We start from the raw sequence: 20,950 nt of genomic DNA, 5'->3' as shown, positions 1-20,950 counted from the left end.
AGGTGAAAAATGGCACGTAAAGGACTGTTAATAACACCAGATATATGCATAGGATGCAGAGCCTGTCAGGTTGCGTGCAAGGAGTGGAATCAGCTTCCTGCAACAAAGACAAAAAACAACGGAACCCATGAAAATCCACCTGACCTTGATGGGAATACATACAACAGAATCAGGTTTATTGAGACATCTGACTCTAAAGGAGTAAAATGGCTTTTTGTAAGCCAAAGATGCATGCACTGTGGTGAACCTGCATGTGTTCAGATATGCCCTGTTGGTGCACTTCAGAAAGAAAAAGAAACAGGCATTGTTTACTATAACAAGAACAAATGTATAGCCTGTCATGCCTGTCGTTCTGCCTGTCCATTTGACATACCGAGATATGACCAGGGTGGAAAAGGAAAGATATCAAAGTGTCACATGTGTATTGACAGAGTTCAGGCTGGACTTACTCCTGCTTGTGCAAAGACCTGTCCAACAGGAGCTATTAAATTCGGTGACAGAGACGCGCTTATCAAAGAAGCAAAGGCTAAGGGATTCAAGCTTTATGGTGAGACAGACCTTGGAGGACTGGGAGTTGTATTTGCCCTCAAGGATTCACCAAAGGTTTACAAGCTTACAGAGAATCCAAAAATATCTGAATCTGTTGCATTCTGGGGCTCTGTTTTAAGAACACTTGTTGGAAGAAGTGGTTCAACAACTTCAAGCTTCATCAAATATCTCGCTCAGAAAACAACAGAAGAAGTAAAGAAATAACTTTTACCGAGGGGAGGTTAAGTCCTCCCCTTAATTTACAATTCTAATATCCTGCGTTTTGGACAAATATTGCATGCAAGAGTGGAATTGTTTGAAATAAACTTCTTCCTGAAATCCTTTGAGTTTCTTAAGATAGATGGTAGGGTTTTTTCAGTTATTCGCCCAAAATAAATACTTTTAAATCCTTCTGCCGGGACCCCTGTGAATACGCATGGAGAAACATATCCAAGAGAGTTTATAAAAACTGAATTCAAAGGATTTTCAGAGCAGGTTTTTCCTTTTCTGAATGGATGAGGTATGTTAAAAGATATTGATAGATCAAATTTTTTCCCTTCTTTTATAACATTGAGTGCTTTATTTTTTAAGATATTAAATTCTTCCTCCGTCTGAGGGACAAGAGATTCATTGCTAAGAAAAGACTCAGGAATAAAATCAAGAAGACTTACCACAACATGGTCAATGCCTCTTTTGCTGAAACTCTCAGGAATTTCTTCCAGCTCCTCAAGATTTGACCTTAAAAGCATGTAAGCAATGTGAATCTTTGGATTTGAAACTCCTTTTTTTATTTTCATTTTATCTAATTGCTCAATTACCTTAAAAACCCTGTCAATCTTTGTTCCAGAACGCAATGTATCATTTTGCTTTATTCCTGTAAGGGAAAAAGCTATTACATCTATCTGAAGGTCAATTATTCTTTCTATGTGGAATTGCTCAATTAACATTCCATTCGTTGTTGTGCCAACTTTGCATCCATGTTTTTTTGCAATCTCTACAAATTTAAAAAAATCGGGATTACAAAAGGGTTCACCCCATCCCTGAAGATAAAGGAGTTTCACTTTTTTAAGATATGGTTCAATAAGAGAAAATTCATAAAGACTGAGATTTTTTCCTTTCCACGATCTTCTGTGCGTTGTATGAGGACAGTAAAAGCAGGAAGCATTACATAGCCCTGAAATCTCAATTTGAATCCAGTCAAGCCGGGGCATCAGGATTTTTTCAATGAATTTCATTTGAGTTATTATAAACTATGACTGCATTTTTTTCATCTCTTTATGTTCATGTTCCTTTTTGTATAAAAAAATGTAAATACTGCAGTTTCTATTCATTGCCCTATGATGAAGATTTAGAAAAGCTTTACATTAAGGCAGTTCTGAAAGAAATGGAAATGACAAAAGAGTTTCCCCATTTTCTTAAAACAGTATACATAGGTGGAGGAACGCCTTCATGTTTGAGCATGGATGGCTTGAAAAGTCTTCTTTCAGGTTTGAGAAAAAATTTTAAAACATCCCGAGATGTGGAGTTTTCAGTGGAGATAAATCCTAAAACTCTTGGCAGTGAGAAGCTGGATTTATTAAAAAATTATGGAGTTAATAGATTAAGTATTGGAGTGCAGTCATTTAATGATAAAGAGCTTTTAGTTTTAGGAAGAATTCATACAGCTGATGAGGCAATGAAAACAGTTGAAACTGCATTTAAAAAAGGCTTTGAAAATATATCAATTGACCTGATTTATGGAATTCCAGCACAGAGATTGAAAAGCTGGAAGGAGACTCTTAATAAAGCAGTGAATACAGTTGTAAGCCACATTTCAGTATATGAATTGTCAGTGGAAGAAACTACTCCACTTAGAAAAGAGCTTAATGCTGGGAAGATTTCACTCCCTTCACAGGATGATATTGCTCTAATGTATGAATTTGCTTCAGATTTTCTTAAGGAAAAGGGCTTTAAAAAGTACGAGATATCAAACTTTGCCCGGGCAGGATTTGAATGCAAACACAATATTTCATACTGGTTAAGAAAACCATATCTCGGAGTTGGTCCTTCAGCTCATTCATTTATTGATAGAAAAAGGTTTCACAATCCTTCTGATTTATTTCTTTATGCCAGTTCTTTAACTGATTGTAAAGCAGGATGGGTATATGATTATTCTGTTGATAAGGTGGAAGAATTAAAAGAAAAGATTTTTCTCGGGCTGAGGATGACAGAAGGCATCACTCTTAAAAAAAGATGTTTACTTGAGTTTTTAAAGAATTTTGAAAAGGAAAAACTGCTCACCATTTCAGACAACAAAGTGAAACTTACGGATAGAGGAATGCTTGTTTCTAACGAGATTTTTGCCCGGGTATTATTACATATTGAAAACTGTCCTGTCTGTAAACAAGAATAAGAAGATCAGAGCCTGTTGCCTTTGAAATGATATCATTAAAATCATTTATGGAGTTTACCGGTTTTTTGTTAATCTCAATAATTACATCATCCTGTTTCAGGACTCCTAATGCTGGACTGTCTTCTTTAACTTTATTTACATAGACACCCTTTATAGATTTTTTTAAATTTGTTTTTAGTTTTTCAGGAATTTCAGTAATCTCAACGCCTTTTATCTGAGATTTATAAGAAGAGCTTGCCTGAAGCAGAGTTTCTGGAGGTTCTTCAAGGATTACTGGAAAATCCTTTTGAATTCCGTCTCTTAAAATCTTTAAATTGAGAGTGTCTCCAGCAAACTTTGCTGAGATTATGTTTTGCAGGTCTTTTAACTCTTTAATCCTGTAGCTGTCTGCTTCAACAATTACATCTCCTCTTTTTAATCCTGCTTTGTCTGATGGACCAGCTTCATAAATATTTGTAATTACCACTCCTTCAGAAGCATTAAATATTTTGCTAAGCTCTGCAGTTAATGTCTGCCCCTGAAGTCCTAACCAGCCTGGTTTTCTTTTTATCAATTTGTTGATCTCTGAATAAACAGGCTTAATCAACAGAGCTTCAGAAACATTGTCGCTTTCTGTGACAACTCCAATAGGTTTTAAATCAAGGGAAAGAACAAGAGAGCCTGGAATCTGTTTACCCCGGATCTGGATTTTACTGTCTTTAATTTCTCCTTTTACAATCAGCAAAGAGGGTTCTTCAAAAACCGTTAAGAGAAAAAATATTTCATCTTTTGTTGCCGGCAGATCAAAATTTACTGGATTGAAATCTCTATTGAGTTTTATTACTGCTATATTTAATTTTGAATCTACAGCAAACACAGGATTTTTTACTTTTTCAACAATTGTGGCGGGAAGTATGGCATAGTTATTATCTATTGCAACTGCCACTCCTTCCTGCAGAGGAATTATAGAATCTGAAAATCTCTGATATATTGTATCAAATTTGTTTTTTATTGATGTGGAAAAGCTTTCTTCCGAATACAGAGTAGCAGTGGAAAATAAAATAGAGGTTATTAAAATAAAAACAGTGATTACAACTTTGGCATAATTTTTATCTGTAAACATCTCTTTGTATTATCATCAATTTTAAATCTGTCGTCAAGTCTGTATCCCGCGATACACACAATATCTCCATTGCTTTCAATTACCGGGACAGTGTCTCTTTCATCTCTTGGAACTTTTTCATCAACAAAGAAATCCTGAAGCTTTTTCTTCTTGCCAAAGCCAAAAGGATAAAAGTAGTCTCCTGCTTTTCTTGCTCTTACAATCAGCGGGAATTTAATTTTATCCATGTCAATATAAATAGTGCTTTTTCCATTACCGAAATCCTGAAGTTCTTCTCTTTTTATTTCCTTTAGACTCAGAAAAATATTTGCTTCTTTAAGATAAATATCCATAGGCTTGGGTATTTCATAAGTAGAAAGTTTTTTTGGAGACTCTGCTGTTACTGTTAAAGTTGAATATCCCTTTATAGCCCTAATGCCTTTTGGAAGGTATAATCTGTCGCCAGGTTTACCAGTTTTTATAAGTTTTATGATCTCTTCTATGTGATCAAAAGTTAAGCCTTTTAGATCTTTCACACTGTCAATGGCAACTCTTAAAGCTCTTCTTAATACAACAATATTAAGCACTTCCATGGGATTACAAAAAAGTTCAACTTTTTTGTCCGTTTTTCTGCTCATAAGTCGCATTAAAGCCTTTGTTACTGCTACATTTATGTAGTCATTTTCTTCTCTTAAAATATCAGCAGTTCTTGAAATAATCTTTGTAGCCTGTGGAGAGATTGATTTTACAACTGGCATCAAGGTTTTTCTTATTTTGTTTCTTAGGTACTTTAAGCTCTCATTTGATGGATCAGTTATGTAAGAAATGTTTTTTTCTGAGAGAAATTTTTCTATTTCTGCTCTTTCAACTTCTATAAGAGGTCTTATGATTTTTTTTCTTACAGGTGGAATTCCACTCAATCCAGCAGGTCCTGCTCCTCTTAAAAGTCTCATTATAACCGTTTCAGCCTGATCATCAGCATTGTGTGCTACTGCAATTTTGTGTGCCTTAATATTAATACTTATTTGCTCCAGTGCTCCATATCTCAGGATTCTTGCTGCTTCCTGGATATTTATTTTTTCATTTTTTGCGAAACTTTTGACATCTATTGATTGAGTATAAAAGGATATATTGAGGGATTCACATAAATACTTACAAAATTCAATTTCTTTCGGAACATCCTCAGGTCTTAATCCATGATCTATGTAAGCTGCCGAGATTTTTAATTTGTATGCAGGTTTAAGCATGTGTAAAATCTGAATAAGGCAAACAGAGTCAGGTCCTCCTGAAAGACCAACAAGAATATGGTCTTCCATTGAAATCATGTTGTATTTCTCAATTGTATGTTTGACTTTTTTGATGATATCCATCTGTTAATTTTAACAAATCTATCTTGATTTTTTTAAACCATTTGTTTTTAAACTAATTTTAAAAATAAAAAGGAGATGAGATGACAAAATCAGGATTTTTTTCAATTTTTTTGTTTTTAATCTTCATAATTTCATCTTGCAATATGTCCACTAATCCTTGTTCAAGCATCAAAGAAAAGAATTTAAAAGAAACATTAAAAATTGATTTTGACAGCATTGTTGAAAAAAATGAGATTAAAGGAACAAATTTATGCCAGATTGTAATTCAAAGAGGTGGTGGATTGAATGTGTTTTATGCATATCCTGATGGTAAAACTTTCATATTTGGAGACATTTACAAAGATGGTGTATTTTTAAGTAAAGCAACCTTAGAAAGAATTCAGGAAAAGAGTTTTAAGAACTTTCAATCAGAAATTGAAAAAATTGTCGCTTTTTCCTACAAACCAGAAGGTGCTAATAAATATGTTTACATGATTACTGATCCAGATTGCCCATTTTGTGAAAGAGCAAAAAGCTCAGTTAAGCAATGGGCAGATTCAAGAAAAGTGGAAGTGAAAGTTATATTTTTCCCTCTTGAAAGACTTCATCCTCAGGCAAAAGACAAGGCTGTGCGAGCAGTCTGTTCAGGAATGCAGTTCAATGATTATCTTAATTCAAAATGGACAGGGCAGCAGTGTTCTGAGGGAGTAAAAAAGATAGAAGAATCAATTGCTCTTATGAGTAAGATTAATATAAATGGCACGCCTTCTTTTATTTCCTTTAATGGAAAACGCATAATAGGTTTTTCACCTGAGGGACTTGACAGTATTATAAACTGAAGGCGTTTTCCTGCAAAAATTCGAAAAAAAGCCTGTATATGTAAGGTAAACTTCTTTTTGCATGGGTAGCTATGTAAAAGGTTCTACTCATTGTGTAGTTTTTTATTCTTACAACTTTAAGTTTTCCACATTCTGCTTCATCCTTAATTGAATGGATTGAAAGTATTGATATACCTATGCCATTTTTAATTGCCTCTTTTACGGCATCTGTGCTACTCAGGGTGCATACTACATTGAGTTTTTCTATATCAATTCCTATCTCATTAAGCCATTTTTCCATTTCTTTTCTTGTTCCAGATCCTTCCTCTCTCATTATAAATGGAAGTTTAAGAATCTCTTCTGGTTCAATAAAAGAATCTTTTATAAAGTCAGGGCTGGCAATTATAAGTTCGTCATTCATAAAAGGAAGATAGTTGATCTTTGATTTATGAAGTTTTGTTCCTACAACTCCCAGTATACTCTGTCCTGAAACTAAGCTTTCTATAACTAATTTTGAATCTGAGATGTCTATCTGAACTGAAATATGAGGATAGATTTTTTTAAAAGATGATATCAATTTTGGTAAAATATATGTCCCTGGAATACTGCTTGCTCCAATATGGAGATTGCCTGATGGTGCAGATTTTATTTTTTGCAAAACCTCTTTTAAACTTTCCAGCTTTTCCAACACTCCACAGGCATGTTCATAAATTACTTCTGCTTCTTTTGTGGGAATAATGAGTTTGCCGAATCTGTCAAACAATTTGCAGTTTAATTCTTCCTCAAGGGTTTTTATATGTTCACTTATTGTTGGCTGTGTGAGAAAAAGTTCTTTAGCAGCTTTTGAGAAACTTTTATTTTTGAATACGGAAATAAAAATTCTTAGTTGATGAATATCCATAGAAACATTTTAGCAAAATTAATAATTAATTTGACAGATTTTGCTTTTTTTGATATTCTTTCTTTAAATGAAACAATTGGTAATTTTTTCAATTTTTATTTTCCTATTAACTCCTTGTGCCTATGCCTTTGACAGAAAAGGATTTTCACCTACTGCACCATTTTGCGTAATCTCCACCTTTTCTGCAGATTCTCCAAGACAGAATCAGGTAGCTATTGATCTTAGTTATGAAATGACGAACGATCCTGATATAAAAAGAACGAATCTGAATGTCTCTTATGGATTAACCAATAATGTGGAAATTATTGCTAATCTTCCATATAACCTTTCATACCATAATTCTCTTAATGACAATGGTGCAGAGGATATTAATTTTGGCTTTAAACACAGGATAATTGATGAAACAACCTATTTACCAGCTTTTGCATATATGCTCTATGTTTCAGGAGATTTTGGAAGTGAAGAGTTTTCAACAGAAGGAGGCATTGGAGGAGGAGTTATTCTGACAAAAAAAATAGGACCTGTAAAAGCTCACGGAAATGTAATCTATTTTAGACCGAATAAAGAAGGATTAAAAGAGACATGGAACATGAATCTTGGTTCAGAGCTTAAAGTAAGTTATAACTCCTCTATTCTCTTTGAAATAATCGGAAGAAAAGCTATTGATAAAAATAAAATAGACCTTGTAGAATGGAGACTTGGTTACAGAGTTAGTGTAACAGATTTTTCTTATACCACTGTAAGCACTGGTTTTGACATAAAAAACAGGAATCCTGATGTGAGATTTATTTTTGGTATAAGTGTAGTGCTACCTGGAGAAAAACATAAGATAAAAAGAATTGTAGAAGATGTTGAATAATGTTATAATAGTTTCATGTTTGATTTAGGTTTTCAGGAACTCATTGTAATATTTATCGTTGCCTTGCTTGTATTTGGTCCAAAAAGACTCCCTGAGCTCGGATATACGCTTGGTAAAACAATTAACGAAATCAAAAAGGCTTTTCAGGGTGCAAAATCTGAGATGGAGAAGGAGTTTCAGGAAGTAAAAGAGACTGTTGAAGAAGCTAAAAAGGACATAAAAGACCCTCTCCAGCTAAAAGAAGAAGTTTTTAAAGATTTACCATCTCTCTCCGATCTCAGAATAGATAAACATATTGAAAATATTGCCAGAAAAGAGATTGAAAAAAAGGAGTAATAATGGATGGAAGAACAGAAGATGTCTTTAATAGAGCATCTTTCAGAGCTAAGAAAGAGAATTCTCATATGTCTTGCAGCTCTGGTTATAGCTTTTATTTTTACATTTAGTTATTCTGAATATATTTTTAAGCTCCTGCTTTTTCCTCTTGAATTTACTCCCCAGTTTTCATTAAAAGAGGGGTTGGTTTTTGTTCCTGACCATAAGCTTCATAATACAAAGCTTGTATTTTTAGGACCTGCTGAAGCTTTCTGGATGAACATGAAGATAGCGCTTGTATCAGGATTTGTCCTTACAATTCCAGTAATTTTTTATCAACTCTGGAGATTTGTCTCTCCCGGGCTTTATTCTCATGAAAAAAAATATGTCCTGCCCTTTGTTTTAAGTGCAACAGGTCTTTTTTTAACTGGTGTTGCTTTCTGTTATCTGATTGTTCTTCCTTTTGCTATGGGATTTTTACTTAACTACAAAGTAGGAGACTTTTTAATGCCCATGCTTTCTGTGGGGCTTTATATAGATTTTTTATTGAAGTTTCTTCTTGCCTTTGGGCTGGTTTTTGAATTGCCAATTTTGATTGTGATTACAACAAGAATGGGATTGATAACTCCTCAGACACTGAAAAAATACAGGCGTCTTGCTATAGTTCTTGCTTTTGTGGTTGCAGCGATAATAACACCAACTCCTGACGCTTTCAATCAGACACTCATGGCAGTTCCCATGATCATACTTTATGAACTTGGGATATGGGTTTCAATAATACTCAATAAAAAAGGTAAAAACGATGGAGGGCAGAAGTAAATCACTTTCAGCCATAGCCTCTGACATTGCAGAAGGATTTATCACGGTAAATCCTTTGTTTTTGAAAAAATTTTCAGAAAAAGAGTTAAGACAACTTCATGATGTGATAATTAAAAAAGAGCGGCAGATAAGAGCAGAGCCTTTCCCCTTTAATGAGCCTTTGCAAATAAGAAAAAGAAATATGAAGCTTCAGAGACTTCATCAAGCCATGGTAGTTATCAAAAATTTTATAGAAGGGAAAATATGAAGATTGCTTTAACTGGATTTTTTAATTCAGGTAAGACCACAATTTTCAATGCAATGACCCACCAGAAAATTGAGACTTCTTCATATTCAGCGCAGGCAGATAAAGTTCATGTAGGAGTTCTTCAGGTAGATGATCCGAGATTAAGGAAAATCAGTGAAATTGTAAATCCTAAGAAAACAACTTTTGCTCAGGTTGAATGTATAGATGTAGCAGGATTAATAAAAGACAATCCCTCACATAATTCAAAAGTTATAAAACAACTGATAGATGCCGATGCTTTAATATACATTTTGCGTGGATTTGAAGACTTATCAGTGCCTTATCAATTCAATACCATTGATCCTGTAAGGGATTTTAATGAACTTGAATATGAATTTATAATGATTGATTTAGATCTTGTAACTAAAAGAATTGAAAGAATGTCCGAAAGTAAAAAGAAAGGGCAGAAGATAAATGAGGCAGAGATGAAGATTCTTCAGTTTTTAAGAAATCATCTGGAAGAGGGCAAACCTTTAAGAACAATGAAACTTAAAGAGGAAGAGATTAAACAGATAAGGCATTTAAATTTTTTAACTCTAAAGCCTGCTTTCGCTGTTATAAACGCAGATGAAAATTCTTTTAATGAAGGAAGATTTAAAGATACAGGCTTTTTAACAATATGTGGCTTACTGGAAAGTGAAATCATTCAACTTCCTCAGGATGAAATCTCAAATTTTCTTGATGCTATGGGAATAGATGAACCTGTCAGTAAAAAAATCATAAGAAAAGCCTACGAAATTCTTGATTATATCTCTTTTTTTACAGCAGGACCTCAGGAAGTAAGAGCATGGAGCATTAAAAAAGGAACATTGGCAGTAGATGCGGCAGGAAAGATTCACTCTGATATTCAAAGAGGATTTATCAGGGCAGAGGTAATATCTTATAATGATTTTCTTACTTTAGAAGGTGACCTTAATTTAGCAAAGCAAAAAGGAGTTTTAAGACTTGAAGGAAAGGAGTATGAAGTAAAAGATGGGGATATTATAACTTTCAGATTTAAAGTATAATTTTGGGGGTGGGGAGATGAAAAATTTTTTAAGTGAGCTTGACAGAAGGGTGAAGTTACGCTGGAAGATGGTTATTCCTCTATCTTTAGCTATTGCCTTTGGAGTTATTGCAACAGTTATTGTTACTGGTTATGGTGCTTATAAGATTGCTTATGATGCATCAATTCATTTTGGTGCCAAAGAAGTCCCTGTGGAGATAATGAATGAGGTAAGAACACTTCAGCTTGTTTTTGCTGTGCTTGGTTTTCTGGGTCTTATTTCAGCTTCAGCAATAGTTTACATAACTTACTTAGTTACTCACAAACCTGTTAATCTTCTTGCCCAGACATTACAGAAAATAGCTGATGGAGACTTAACTGTAAGCGTTGGTTTTAAGGACAGAGTGGATATCGTGGGAAGACTGGCAAAGAGTATTGATAAGGTTTTGCAAACTTTTATAAATCTTACTGACAAATCTTTTGAGTATTCTCAAAAACTTGCTGAAAGTGTTGACAGATGTAACAGAGTAATAGACGAAACAATTGAAGGAGCAAAGAGACAAACACAACAGGCAAATCAGATCGCGACAGCTGCTGAAGAAATGACACAGACGATAACTGATATAGCCAATAATGCATCAAAAGCTTCTGAAACTGCTCAGGAAACAATGGATATTGCTAAAAAGGGGCAGAATGTGGCTCAGAATGCGGTTCAGAAAGTTAATGTTGTCTATGAAACAACAAACGAGCTTGGTAGGATGGTAGAAAAACTTAATAGTTCTGCCTCTGAGATAGGAGAAATTGTAACAGTAATTAAAGACATTGCAGATCAGACTAATCTTCTTGCTTTGAATGCAGCAATTGAGGCAGCAAGGGCTGGTGAGCAGGGAAGAGGCTTTGCAGTTGTTGCAGATGAGGTTCGTAAACTTGCAGAGCGAACAATAAGAGCAACAGATGAAATTGCTCAGAAAATCAATATGATTCAAAGAGAAACTTCAGATACTGCACAATCAATGAAAAAGGAGCTTAAAGAAGTCACGGAAGTTACTGAATCTGTTAAAAGCATAGGAAATGCTCTTGGAGAGATTGTATCTGCTGTTACAAAGCTTAAGGATCAGATAACACAGATTGCCACTGCAGTGGAGGAGCAGTCTGCAGCAAGTGAGGAAGTAACAAGAAATATTGAAGAGTCTGCAAAGATAGCATCTCAGATAGAGCGACTCGCAGAGACAATAGTTAAAGATTCCTATGAGATACTGCATGTTTCATCAGACTTAAGACACACAGCAAGTGCTGTAAAAACAAAGAGAACACAGCAGATGCTTTTTGACATATTCAGGGGAGACCATGAAAGACTAATGATAAGAGTTCATGCCCATGTAAGAGGAATTGACAGACTTGATCCAGACAGGCTTGCTGATTATCGCTCCTGTGGAATAGGTAAGTGGTATTACAGTGAAGAAGGACAGAAATTTAAAGACCTTCCAGGATTTTCAGAGCTTGAAGATGTTCATAAAGCATGTCATAGTCTTGGTAGAGATATAGTTTTAGCCCATAATGCAGGAGACCATGAAAAGGTAAGGAAACTTTTTGATGAAGCTAACAGAAACTTTGAAAAATTAAACAGGCTTTTAGAACAGCTTAAAAGTGGTTATCTTGCAAGATTGAGATAAAGAGTGTTATTATTAAAGAGTTGGAGAGGTGGCCGAGTCGGTCGAAGGCAGCCGCCTGCTAAGCGGTTGTGGGGCCAAAAGCTCCACCCAGGGTTCGAATCCCTGCCTCTCCGCTCTTTTATAAAAGAATGAATTCCTACTCAATCATAGAGCAGTTTTCCTATCCGGGTTTATTTTTTCTATTAATTCTTGGCGGACTTGGTATTCCTCTCTTTCCTGAAGATTTAATTCTCATTGCTTGTGGAGTAATGATTTCAATGGGAATCATCAAACCTGTTCCTGCAGTCTTGATTTCTTACGCAGGTCTTATTTTGTCTGATTTTATGCTTTACTGGGCTGGAAGAAGATTTGGTAGAAAAATAGTAACGAATCATAGATTTGAAAAAATTCTTTCTCCTGCTAAGTTTTTGATAATTGAAAAAAAATTCCGTAGACACAGCACTCTCATAATGTTGCTTGGCAGACTTCTTGTGGGATTCAGGACTCAGGTTTTTTTACTTTCCGGAATTGCAAAAGTTTCAATAACAAAATTTTTGATTATTGACTCCTTCGGTTCTGCAGTTGTTCTGACTATTATGGTTACAGCAGGATATCTTGGAGGAAAATTCTTAGAAAGAGTGCAAAAAGGTATGTTGTACATGGAATACATTGTTGGCTTTTTAGCTGTAGTTGCAATAATTTTAGCTTTAATTTATCTGTCTTATAAATACTTGATGAAATCCAGTGATATATCGTGATAAAAATTTTTTCTTTTTGTTAAAATAATTAAAAAATTTTTTAAGAGGTGGTTTATGGAAAGGGTAGAAATTAGATGGCATGGAAGGGGAGGGCAGGGAACTGTAACTGCTGCAAAGGTATTTGCAGATGCCTGCCTAAGTGGAGGCAGATATGTTCAGGCTTTTCCTGAATATGGACCAGAAAGAGCTGGTGCACCACTGAGAGCATACAATAGAATAAGCTCAAAAGAACTGAGAATGCATTGTCCTGTTTCAAATCCTGATGTCGTTGTAGTCGTTGATCCTACACTAATAGAAAGCATTGATGTTACTGAGGGAGCAAAAGAGGATGCTAAGTTTATAATTAATACTTCCAAAGAGCCTGCTGAATTAAGAAAAAAGCTGAATCTCAAACCCACTCAAAAAGTTTACACCGTAGATGCTACAAAAATTGCCATTGAGTGCTTTGGAAGACCCATGCCTAATTCTCCGATGGTAGGAGCATTAAACAGAGTGACAGGACTTGTTGATCTTGGCACACTGCTTGAAGATGTAAGAAAAAGTTTTGGTAAGAAATTTTCTCAAAAAATAATAGACGGTAACCTTCTTGCAGTTAAAAGAGGTTACGAGGAGGTGAAAGAAGGATGATAGGATGGAAGGATATACCACCAGGAATGGTTCTGCTTGAAGCAGGAAGTGCTCTTAAGTTTAAAACTGGCTCATGGAGAGCTTTCAAACCAAGATGGATAGAGGAAAATTGCATTCAATGCCTTCTTTGCTGGCTTTACTGCCCGGATAATGCAGTCAAAGTTAAGGATGGAAAGAGACAGGATTTTGACTTTGATTACTGTAAAGGCTGTGGAATCTGCGCTATGGAATGCCCGGGTAAAAAAGGCAACAAAGCAATTGTAATGGAAGAGGAGGTGAAATAATGACAAAGGTTGTGGCAGTAACAGGAAATGAAGCAGTAGCAAATGCTTTTCGTCAGATAGAGCCAGATGTTTGCGCAGCCTATCCAATAACACCTCAGACAGAGCTAATGCAGAGATTTGCTGCTTTTGTATCAAATGGACAGGTAAAGACAGAGATGATTCTTGTAGAAAGTGAACATTCTGCTATGAGTGCATGTGTTGGTGCTGCAGCTGCAGGTGGAAGAGTGGCAACTGCTACATCCTCTCAAGGACTTGCTTTAATGTGGGAGATTTTGTTTATTGCATCAGGATTAAGACTTCCCATTGTAATGCCTGTCGTAAACAGGGCTCTTTCTGCACCAATAAACATTCACTGTGACCATTCTGATGCAATGGGTGCAAGGGATAGTGGCTGGATTCAACTTTGGAGTGAGAATGCTCAGGAAGCCTATGACAACACAATTCAGGCATTCAGAATTGCTGAGCACATGGATATAAGGCTTCCTGTAATGGTTTGCTATGATGGCTTTATAATTAGCCATTCAATAGAGAGGATTGAGTATCTTGATGATGAAGTAGTTAAAAAGTTTGTTGGCGAATACAAGCCTCTTTATCCACTTTTAGATGTGGACAATCCAAAAAGCTACGGTCCATTGATTCTTACTGATCTGTATCATGAAGTAAGAAAAGCCCATTCTGAAGTATATAAAAAAGTTCCTAAGGTGGTAGTTGATGTGGCAAAGGAGTTTAAAAAAATATCAGGAAGAAGCTATGGACTTTTTGAATCCTACAGACTTGATGATGCTGAGATAGGAATTGTAATTTTAAACTCTGCAGCTGGAACAACAAAGGATGTGATAGATGAATATAGAGAGCGGGGTATAAAGGTTGGACTTCTTAAGCCAAGGCTTTTCAGACCGTTCCCCTATGAAGAGGTTGGAAATGCTCTTAAAAACTTAAAAGCAGTTTGTGTTCTTGATAGAGCAGATGCTTTTGGAGGTTCATTTGGACCCCTTTATCTTGATATTGCTGCAAGTCTGTGTAATTTCAAGGAAAAACCAGTTTTAATTAACAGAATATACGGACTTGGTGGAAGAGACTACATGCCAGAGCATGCTCAAGGCGTAATTGATGAACTTATTGAGATTGCAAAGACTGGAAAAGTAAAGGTTTTAAAAGAATACATTGGAGTGAGGGAGTAAAATGGCAACACCATTAAACTTAAAAGAGCTATCAAAAAAAGAGTTAAGATTTACATCAGGACATCGTCTTTGTGCAGGATGTGCAGCTCCAACAGTGGTTAAAATGATACTTCTTGCTGCCTGTGACTGGCCTGTTGTTGTAGCATCTGCTACTGGATGCCTTGAAGTTTCATCATGTATATCAACATATACTGCATGGAAGGTGCCATGGATACACAATGCCTTTGAGAATGCTGCAGCCACTCTCTCTGGTGTTGAAACAATGTATAGAGCACTTAAAAAACAGGGCAAGATTGATAAAGATATAAAATTTATAGCAATTTCAGGTGATGGTGGAACATATGACATAGGTTTTCAGAGCCTTTCTGGTGCTATGGAACGATGGCATGACATGCTTTATGTATGTTATGACAACGAAGCATACATGAATACAGGAATACAGCGCTCTGGTGCGACTCCAACATATGCTGATACAACCACATGTCCTGCAGGAGCTGTAATACCAGGTAAACCTCAACAAAGAAAAGACCTCACAAAAATTATGGCAGCTCATGGAATTCCTTACGTTGCCCAGGCATCTCCAAGTCACTGGCCAGACTTAATGAAAAAGGTTAGAAAAGCTCTTGAAATTGAAGGACCAAAATTTATAAATGTTTTTACCCCATGTAATCGTGGATGGAGAACCAGAACTGATGATGCAATACTTATAAGTAGACTTGCTGTTGAAACATGTTTCTGGCCACTTTATGAAGTTGAAAATGGAGTTACAAAAGTTACTTTTAAACCAAGAGAGAAAAAACCAGTTGTTGAATTCCTTAAAGCACAGGGAAGGTTTAAACATCTTTTCGAACCTGGTAAGGAAAAGCTCATTGCTGAGATTCAGGAAATGATTGATAAAAACTGGGAAAGACTTTTAAAAGAAGAGGAGATGTTTGCTTCAAAAGAAGAAAGTCAATAAAACTTACTGGCTCTCTGTAAAAACTGGCAGAGAGCCATTCCTTTTTTCATCATTTTTTGTTATAATATTCGCTATCATTTTTGAAGGATAGTAAATAAATGGACTTGAATGCTTTAACGCAAAGATATTTACCTGTTCTTATAGTGATAATTATTTCAATTGTTATTGGACTTTCCATGCTTTTAATTAGCAGTTTACTTCGTCCAAAAAGAGCTTATACCCTGAAACTTACTCCCTATGAATGCGGAATTCCTTCCATGGAAGATACATGGGAAAGATTTAATGTTAAATTTTACATTGTTGCGCTGATTTTTGTTATTTTTGATGTAGAAGCTGTTTTTCTTTATCCCTGGGCAGTAGTTTATAAAAAGATTGGTTTTTACGCTTTAATAGAGATGTATCTTTTTATTTTTATTCTTTTAATCGGTTATTTTTATGCAATTGGCAAAAGAGTTTTTAACTGGAGTAAAGAATGATTCATGTTATTGACACAACAACAGAGCCTGTAGAGGTAGAGGAAGGCATTAAAGTTATTCCAGCAGCTAATACAATCATCACGACCCTTGATAAAATAGCAAGCTGGGGAAGGCGTTCTTCTCTATGGCCTCTTACATTCGGACTTGCCTGTTGTGCAATTGAAATGATGGCTACGGGTGCTTCCCATTATGACCTTGATAGGTTTGGTGTAATTTTCAGGGCTACTCCGAGGCAGGCTGATGTTATGATTGTAGCAGGAACAGTTACTAAAAAGATGGCACCTGTAATAGTTAATCTATATCATCAGATGCCGGAGCCAAGATATGTTATTGCAATGGGAAGCTGTGCCTGTAGCGGTGGAATTTTCAATACCTACAGCACTGTTCAGGGGGTTGATGAAATTCTACCAGTTGATGTTTATATTCCAGGCTGTCCACCAAGACCAGAGGCATTAATTGATGGATTATTAAAATTACAGGAAAAAATAAAAAATGAACCCCATAAAAAAAGAGGTTGCATTTCAGGAGTTTGTTTAATTGATAAATCCCAGAGAAGGTGCAGTTATGAATCATGCAGAGATAGTAAAAAAGATTAAAGAACGATTTCCTGAAGAAATTTTGTGGTTTGTATGTTTTAGAGATGAATGTTCAATTACAGTAAAAAAAGAAAAAATAAAAGAAATTCTTGGTTATTTAAAAAATACTCCTGGATTGGATTTTGACTATCTTATAGACATTACAGCAGTTGATTATCTTGGTTTTAGAGAGCCTCGTTTTGATGTGGTTTATCATCTACAGTCAATTAAACACAGACATAGAATAAGAATAAAGGCACAGGTGCCAGAGCAAGGATGTTGTATAGATTCTGTTACTGATATCTGGGCAACTGCAAACTGGTTTGAAAGAGAATGTTTTGATATGTTTGGTATACAATTTATAGGACATCCAGACCTCAGGAGAATTCTTATGCCTGAGGACTGGAATGGATTTCCTTTAAGAAAGGATTATCCTGTAAGAAGTGACTTGGGAGATAAAGAATGGGAAGCATATAAAGAATTAAAAGAAGCTGCAAAGGCTTGGAAGGAAAATGCAGAACAGAGTTAAAACAGTAAAAGAACTTGTGGTAAATATGGGACCTCAGCACCCAGCAACTCATGGAGTTTTGCGGCTTATTCTTGAACTTGAAGGAGAGGTGATTAGAAAATGTACTCCCTATATTGGTTACTTACATAGAGGAGTTGAAAAACTCTCTGAGGATTTAACATATGTTCAGTCTCTTCCACTTACTGATAGGCTGGATTATCTTTCAAGTATGGTAAACAATGTGGGTTTTTGTATTGCCGTTGAAAAACTTGTTGGTATTAATGTTCCAGAAAGAGCAAAGTTTATAAGAACAATGATGTCTGAGATGGCAAGAATATGCAGCCACCTTGTCTGGATTGCAACACATGCACTTGACATTGGAGCAATGACAGTATTTTTATATGCAATGCGAGACAGAGAATCACTTCTTGAACTATTTGAAATGGTAACAGGTGCAAGACTAACTGTAAGTTATCCAAGAGTTGGCGGTGTCAGATGTGATGTGGATAATGAATTTCTTGATAAACTTTACAAATTTACAGAGGAATTTCCAGGAAAAGTTGAAGAGTATGAGACATTAATTGACCGTAATAGAGTGTGGTTAAAAAGAACAAAGGGAGTTGGAGTAATTACTGCAGAAGAAGCTATAAACTGGGGACTTACAGGTCCCACACTGAGAGGTTCTGGTGTTTACTATGATGTGAGAAAATTTTTCCCATACGATGCTTATGATAAAGTGGAGTTTGAAGTTCCAGTTGGTAAAAATGGTGATATCTATGACAGGTATCGTTGTAGAATGCTTGAGTTCAGACAATCAGCAAAGATCATAAAACAGTGCATTGAAAAACTTCCAGAAGGTCCTATTCTTGCTGAGAATGCTTTAAGAATAAGGATGCCTGAATCTCCTCTTAAGATTGATAAAAAAGATATTATTTTTGAGATATACACTGAAGATAAACAAATTCAGGAGTTTATTCAAAAATTTACAGAAGTTTATGCCTCAGTAGAGGCTCCCCGTGGAGAGCTTGGATTTTACATTGTTTGTGATAGCTCTTCAAAGCCTTACAGAATGAGAGTTCGTGCACCTTCTTTTGTTCATGCAGGAGTGTTGCCAAAATTATGTGAAGGCTCTTTAGTAGCAGATGTTATAGCGAACATAGGCTCAATAGACATAGTTTTGGGAGAGTGTGATAGATAATGGAAACCGTTTATATTATTTTAATAACGACTTTCAAGACATTAATTTATTTTGGAATTCTTATGCTTCATGTTGCATATGCTACATATGCTGAAAGAAAGGTGATAGGACATATTCAACTGAGGCTTGGTCCCATGCTTGTTGGTCCCCATGGATTACTCCAGCCAATTGCAGATGTTGTTAAGCTTATATTTAAGGAAGATATCATTCCGACAAAAGTAGATAAAGCGATTTTCAGAATAGCGCCTCTCATAAGTCTCACTGCAGCTTTGAGCACCTTTGCTGTAATTCCTGTGAATAAAAACTGGGTTATTTCAGATATAAATGTGGGTTTACTCTATGTGATTGGTATTGCAGGAATTGGAACTTATGGAATAATTTTTTCAGGATGGTCATCAAACTCAAAGTATGCTTTCTTAGGCAGTCTTCGTTCAGCAGCGCAGATGATAAGCTATGAAGTTGCTCTTGGTTTAAGTCTTGTTGGTGTTATTTTAATGGCAGAGTCCTTTAATTTAACTGAAATAGTTAATAAACAAGGTGAATACTGGTATGGGATGTTTTTATTTCCGCAGATTATTGGATACTTTGTTTTTGTTGTTGCTATGCTTGCAGAAACTAATAGACTTCCCTTTGATCTACCAGAAGCAGAAACAGAACTTGTCGCAGGATATTTTGTTGAATACTCTGGAATAAGATTTTCCCTGTTTTATCTTGCTGAATACCTTGCAATGTTTTGTATGTCTGCTCTTGCCACAATATGCTTCTGGGGAGGATGGACAATACCACCAGTTTTATTAAAAGCTTTACCAGCTCTTGGATTGATTCCAGGCATTGTGTGGTTTCTTTTGAAGGTTTACTTTCACATATTTCTGTTTTTCTGGCTGAGAGGTACTTTGCCAAGATACAGATATGACCAGCTAATGGCAATTGGATGGAAGGTTTTAATTCCCCTGGCTTTATTTAACATTTTGGTGACTTCAATTTTCAAGTATTATTTGTGAGATGCCTATGAAACTGAGAGAAATTATAAATAAGATTTTTCTGATTGAAATATTTAAAGGACTTTTTCTTACATTGAGGATGCTTTTCAGTAAACCTGTAACAATTCAGTATCCTCTTCAAAGAAGAAAAATTTATCCCGGATTTAGAGGCAGACACGCTCTTGTAAGAGACCCTTTTACAGGAAATGAAAAATGTATTGGATGCATGAGATGTACCAGTGTATGTCCGTCAAGATGTATTTACATTAAAAGAGAAAAAACAGAAAATAAAATGATTGTAACAGACTATGTTATTGATGCCTCAAGATGTATATTCTGTGCCTATTGCGTGGAAGCCTGTCCAGTATGTGCTTTGGTGCTGACAGAGGATTTTGAATATTCTGACTATATGAGAAAAAATCTGATTTTTAACAAAGAACAGCTCCTTAAAAACTGGGATGAATTTGCAAGTAAGTGGCCCTATGATGTTTATTTCAATAAGTTTTGGCAACCTCCAGGAATAGACCCATCAAGGTGGCCCAAGACAAAGAGAGAACAAAAACCTATTCCAATTAAAAGGTTTGTTGAGATAAAAAAGGAGGAATCGGATGAATCCAGCAGTTGAGCATGCTTTTTTCATATATTTTTTTGTAAGCCTTTGTATTTTAAGTGTCGCTGTAATTGCCTCCAGAAATATCATTCACGGTGCTTTTTATTTATTGATTTTTCTTCTTCATGTGGCAGCAGTATTTCTTTTCTTAAATGCTGAGTTTTTAATGGTTATTCAGATTATTGTTTACGTAGGAGGAGTTCTGGCTTTGTTTGTTTTTGCTATAATGGTAATGAATATCAAGGAAGAGCTGAGACATAAAAGATTTGTAAAATTTTCTACTGCTGGACTGGCTACAGGTATCATATTTTTTGTGAGTCTTTATATTTTTCTAAACCATGTAAAATCCGGGGAAAATGTTTTAATTAAGTCTGATACGACTTCACTTGGTAAGCTTCTATTTTCTTATTATCTTTTGCCATTTGAGATACTTTCTTTAGTTTTACTCGTTGCACTTATAGGTGGAATTATTATTGCCAAAAAGACTCCTGTTGACAGGGAGGGCAGATGACGCCTCTTAGCTGGTATTTAATCCTGAGTGCTACAGTTTTCAGTATAGGTTTAATAGGTTTTATCATAAGGAGAGACCTGATTGTAATGCTCATGTGTCTTGAAATTATGTTTAATGCCGTAAATATTGCTTTTGCTTCTTTTAGCTTTTACAATGCTAATCTCCAGGGTCAGATTTTTGTTTTATTTTCAATAGCTATTGCTGCATGTGAAGCTGTTGTTGGTCTTGCCATTGTTCTTGCTCTTGTCAGAAATACAGGAATAAATCACTCTGATGAGATTAATAAATTGAGGGACTAA

At 35.5% G+C, this 20,950-nt stretch carries 26 protein-coding genes and 1 tRNA gene; 23 read left to right on the top strand and 4 right to left on the bottom strand.

The window, feature by feature from the left end; translation table 11 throughout:
- Positions 1-9 precede the first annotated feature (9 nt).
- Positions 10-753 carry a 4Fe-4S dicluster domain-containing protein gene (locus V4D30_RS04325; protein ID WP_353685022.1) on the top strand — a complete coding sequence of 248 codons (744 nt, stop codon included), beginning with the start codon at positions 10-12 and terminating at the stop codon, positions 751-753.
- 35 nt (positions 754-788) lie between these two features.
- Here V4D30_RS04325 and V4D30_RS04320 read toward each other — a convergent pair whose 3' ends face one another.
- Positions 789-1,763: a radical SAM protein gene (locus V4D30_RS04320; RefSeq protein WP_353685021.1), complete on the bottom strand. Its 975-nt coding sequence runs from the start codon at positions 1,761-1,763 to the stop codon at positions 789-791.
- 17 nt (positions 1,764-1,780) lie between these two features.
- Between V4D30_RS04320 and hemW the strand changes: the two genes are divergently transcribed.
- Positions 1,781-2,920: a radical SAM family heme chaperone HemW gene (gene hemW / locus V4D30_RS04315; protein ID WP_353685020.1), complete on the top strand. Its 1,140-nt coding sequence runs from the start codon at positions 1,781-1,783 to the stop codon at positions 2,918-2,920.
- Here hemW and V4D30_RS04310 read toward each other — a convergent pair.
- Together V4D30_RS04310 and tilS are read right to left on the bottom strand one after the other, a co-directional pair.
- Entirely contained in the window at positions 2,856-4,022 is a 1,167-nt protein-coding gene (locus V4D30_RS04310; RefSeq protein WP_353685019.1) for a PDZ domain-containing protein, read from the bottom strand. The genes hemW and V4D30_RS04310 overlap by 65 nt on opposite strands.
- On the bottom strand, positions 3,989-5,371 hold the full coding sequence (gene tilS / locus V4D30_RS04305) for a tRNA lysidine(34) synthetase TilS (protein WP_353685018.1): 1,383 nt from the start codon (positions 5,369-5,371) through the stop codon (positions 3,989-3,991). Before tilS ends, V4D30_RS04310 begins: the two co-directional genes overlap by 34 nt.
- An 80-nt stretch (positions 5,372-5,451) precedes the next feature.
- Here tilS and V4D30_RS04300 point away from each other — a divergent pair, with 80 nt between their 5' ends.
- A complete protein-coding gene (locus V4D30_RS04300) occupies positions 5,452-6,189 on the top strand; it encodes a thioredoxin fold domain-containing protein (protein WP_353685017.1) in 738 nt (245 codons plus the stop codon).
- On the opposite strand, the gene V4D30_RS04295 is transcribed toward V4D30_RS04300, so the two are convergent.
- Positions 6,179-7,069, bottom strand: coding sequence for a selenium metabolism-associated LysR family transcriptional regulator (locus tag V4D30_RS04295; RefSeq protein ID WP_353685016.1), 891 nt, complete (start codon positions 7,067-7,069; stop codon positions 6,179-6,181). The two genes, V4D30_RS04300 and V4D30_RS04295, sit on opposite strands and share 11 nt — an antisense overlap.
- A 67-nt stretch (positions 7,070-7,136) precedes the next feature.
- On the opposite strand from V4D30_RS04295, the gene V4D30_RS04290 reads away from it, so the two are divergent.
- From V4D30_RS04290 to nuoK, 20 genes are all read left to right on the top strand, one after another.
- A complete protein-coding gene (locus V4D30_RS04290; protein WP_353685015.1) occupies positions 7,137-7,928 on the top strand; it encodes a hypothetical protein in 792 nt (263 codons plus the stop codon).
- Positions 7,929-7,943: 15 nt separating this feature from the next.
- The gene (tatB, locus tag V4D30_RS04285; protein WP_353685014.1) at positions 7,944-8,264 is read left to right on the top strand and encodes a Sec-independent protein translocase protein TatB; all 321 of its coding nucleotides are present in this window, start codon (positions 7,944-7,946) and stop codon (positions 8,262-8,264) included.
- 6 nt (positions 8,265-8,270) lie between these two features.
- Complete coding sequence (gene tatC, locus V4D30_RS04280; protein ID WP_353685013.1) at positions 8,271-9,062, top strand: twin-arginine translocase subunit TatC; 792 nt, start codon at positions 8,271-8,273, stop codon at positions 9,060-9,062.
- Positions 9,046-9,309: a hypothetical protein gene (locus tag V4D30_RS04275; protein ID WP_353685012.1), complete on the top strand. Its 264-nt coding sequence runs from the start codon at positions 9,046-9,048 to the stop codon at positions 9,307-9,309. The genes tatC and V4D30_RS04275 overlap by 17 nt, the downstream gene beginning before the upstream one ends.
- Positions 9,306-10,355 (top strand): redox-regulated ATPase YchF, encoded by a 1,050-nt coding sequence (ychF, locus tag V4D30_RS04270; protein WP_353685011.1) that lies wholly within the window; start codon positions 9,306-9,308, stop codon positions 10,353-10,355. Before V4D30_RS04275 ends, ychF begins: the two co-directional genes overlap by 4 nt.
- A 16-nt stretch (positions 10,356-10,371) precedes the next feature.
- Complete coding sequence (locus V4D30_RS04265; protein ID WP_353685010.1) at positions 10,372-12,006, top strand: methyl-accepting chemotaxis protein; 1,635 nt, start codon at positions 10,372-10,374, stop codon at positions 12,004-12,006.
- Positions 12,007-12,028: 22 nt separating this feature from the next.
- Positions 12,029-12,119: transfer RNA gene (locus V4D30_RS04260), tRNA-Ser, on the top strand.
- 15 nt (positions 12,120-12,134) lie between these two features.
- Positions 12,135-12,743 carry a DedA family protein gene (locus V4D30_RS04255; RefSeq protein WP_353685009.1) on the top strand — a complete coding sequence of 203 codons (609 nt, stop codon included), beginning with the start codon at positions 12,135-12,137 and terminating at the stop codon, positions 12,741-12,743.
- Between the two features lie 54 nt (positions 12,744-12,797).
- The gene (locus V4D30_RS04250) at positions 12,798-13,370 is read left to right on the top strand and encodes a 2-oxoacid:acceptor oxidoreductase family protein (protein ID WP_353685008.1); all 573 of its coding nucleotides are present in this window, start codon (positions 12,798-12,800) and stop codon (positions 13,368-13,370) included.
- Positions 13,367-13,654 carry a 4Fe-4S binding protein gene (locus tag V4D30_RS04245; RefSeq protein WP_353685007.1) on the top strand — a complete coding sequence of 96 codons (288 nt, stop codon included), beginning with the start codon at positions 13,367-13,369 and terminating at the stop codon, positions 13,652-13,654. Before V4D30_RS04250 ends, V4D30_RS04245 begins: the two co-directional genes overlap by 4 nt.
- The gene (gene porA / locus V4D30_RS04240; RefSeq protein ID WP_353685006.1) at positions 13,654-14,835 is read left to right on the top strand and encodes a pyruvate ferredoxin oxidoreductase; all 1,182 of its coding nucleotides are present in this window, start codon (positions 13,654-13,656) and stop codon (positions 14,833-14,835) included. Before V4D30_RS04245 ends, porA begins: the two co-directional genes overlap by 1 nt.
- A 1-nt stretch (position 14,836) precedes the next feature.
- The gene (locus V4D30_RS04235; RefSeq protein ID WP_353685005.1) at positions 14,837-15,793 is read left to right on the top strand and encodes a thiamine pyrophosphate-dependent enzyme; all 957 of its coding nucleotides are present in this window, start codon (positions 14,837-14,839) and stop codon (positions 15,791-15,793) included.
- A 98-nt stretch (positions 15,794-15,891) separates the two neighbouring features.
- Positions 15,892-16,269 carry an NADH-quinone oxidoreductase subunit A gene (locus tag V4D30_RS04230; RefSeq protein WP_353685004.1) on the top strand — a complete coding sequence of 126 codons (378 nt, stop codon included), beginning with the start codon at positions 15,892-15,894 and terminating at the stop codon, positions 16,267-16,269.
- On the top strand, positions 16,266-16,865 hold the full coding sequence (locus V4D30_RS04225) for an NADH-quinone oxidoreductase subunit B family protein (protein ID WP_353685003.1): 600 nt from the start codon (positions 16,266-16,268) through the stop codon (positions 16,863-16,865). Before V4D30_RS04230 ends, V4D30_RS04225 begins: the two co-directional genes overlap by 4 nt.
- Positions 16,834-17,373: an NADH-quinone oxidoreductase subunit C gene (locus V4D30_RS04220; protein WP_353685002.1), complete on the top strand. Its 540-nt coding sequence runs from the start codon at positions 16,834-16,836 to the stop codon at positions 17,371-17,373. The genes V4D30_RS04225 and V4D30_RS04220 overlap by 32 nt, the downstream gene beginning before the upstream one ends.
- Positions 17,357-18,550: an NADH dehydrogenase (quinone) subunit D gene (gene nuoD, locus V4D30_RS04215; protein ID WP_353685001.1), complete on the top strand. Its 1,194-nt coding sequence runs from the start codon at positions 17,357-17,359 to the stop codon at positions 18,548-18,550. Before V4D30_RS04220 ends, nuoD begins: the two co-directional genes overlap by 17 nt.
- Positions 18,550-19,551 (top strand): NADH-quinone oxidoreductase subunit NuoH, encoded by a 1,002-nt coding sequence (nuoH, locus tag V4D30_RS04210; RefSeq protein ID WP_353685000.1) that lies wholly within the window; start codon positions 18,550-18,552, stop codon positions 19,549-19,551. The genes nuoD and nuoH overlap by 1 nt, the downstream gene beginning before the upstream one ends.
- Positions 19,552-19,558: 7 nt before the next feature.
- A complete protein-coding gene (locus tag V4D30_RS04205) occupies positions 19,559-20,155 on the top strand; it encodes an NADH-quinone oxidoreductase subunit I (protein ID WP_353684999.1) in 597 nt (198 codons plus the stop codon).
- Complete coding sequence (locus V4D30_RS04200) at positions 20,139-20,651, top strand: NADH-quinone oxidoreductase subunit J (protein ID WP_353684998.1); 513 nt, start codon at positions 20,139-20,141, stop codon at positions 20,649-20,651. The genes V4D30_RS04205 and V4D30_RS04200 overlap by 17 nt, the downstream gene beginning before the upstream one ends.
- Positions 20,648-20,950, top strand: a complete 303-nt coding sequence (gene nuoK / locus V4D30_RS04195) for an NADH-quinone oxidoreductase subunit NuoK (protein ID WP_353684997.1) — start codon at positions 20,648-20,650, stop codon at positions 20,948-20,950. The genes V4D30_RS04200 and nuoK overlap by 4 nt, the downstream gene beginning before the upstream one ends.

Source organism: Thermodesulfovibrio sp. 3907-1M (assembly GCF_040450955.1).
GTDB lineage: Bacteria > Nitrospirota > Thermodesulfovibrionia > Thermodesulfovibrionales > Thermodesulfovibrionaceae > Thermodesulfovibrio > Thermodesulfovibrio autotrophicus.
This window is presented reverse-complemented; position numbering and strand designations above follow the sequence as displayed.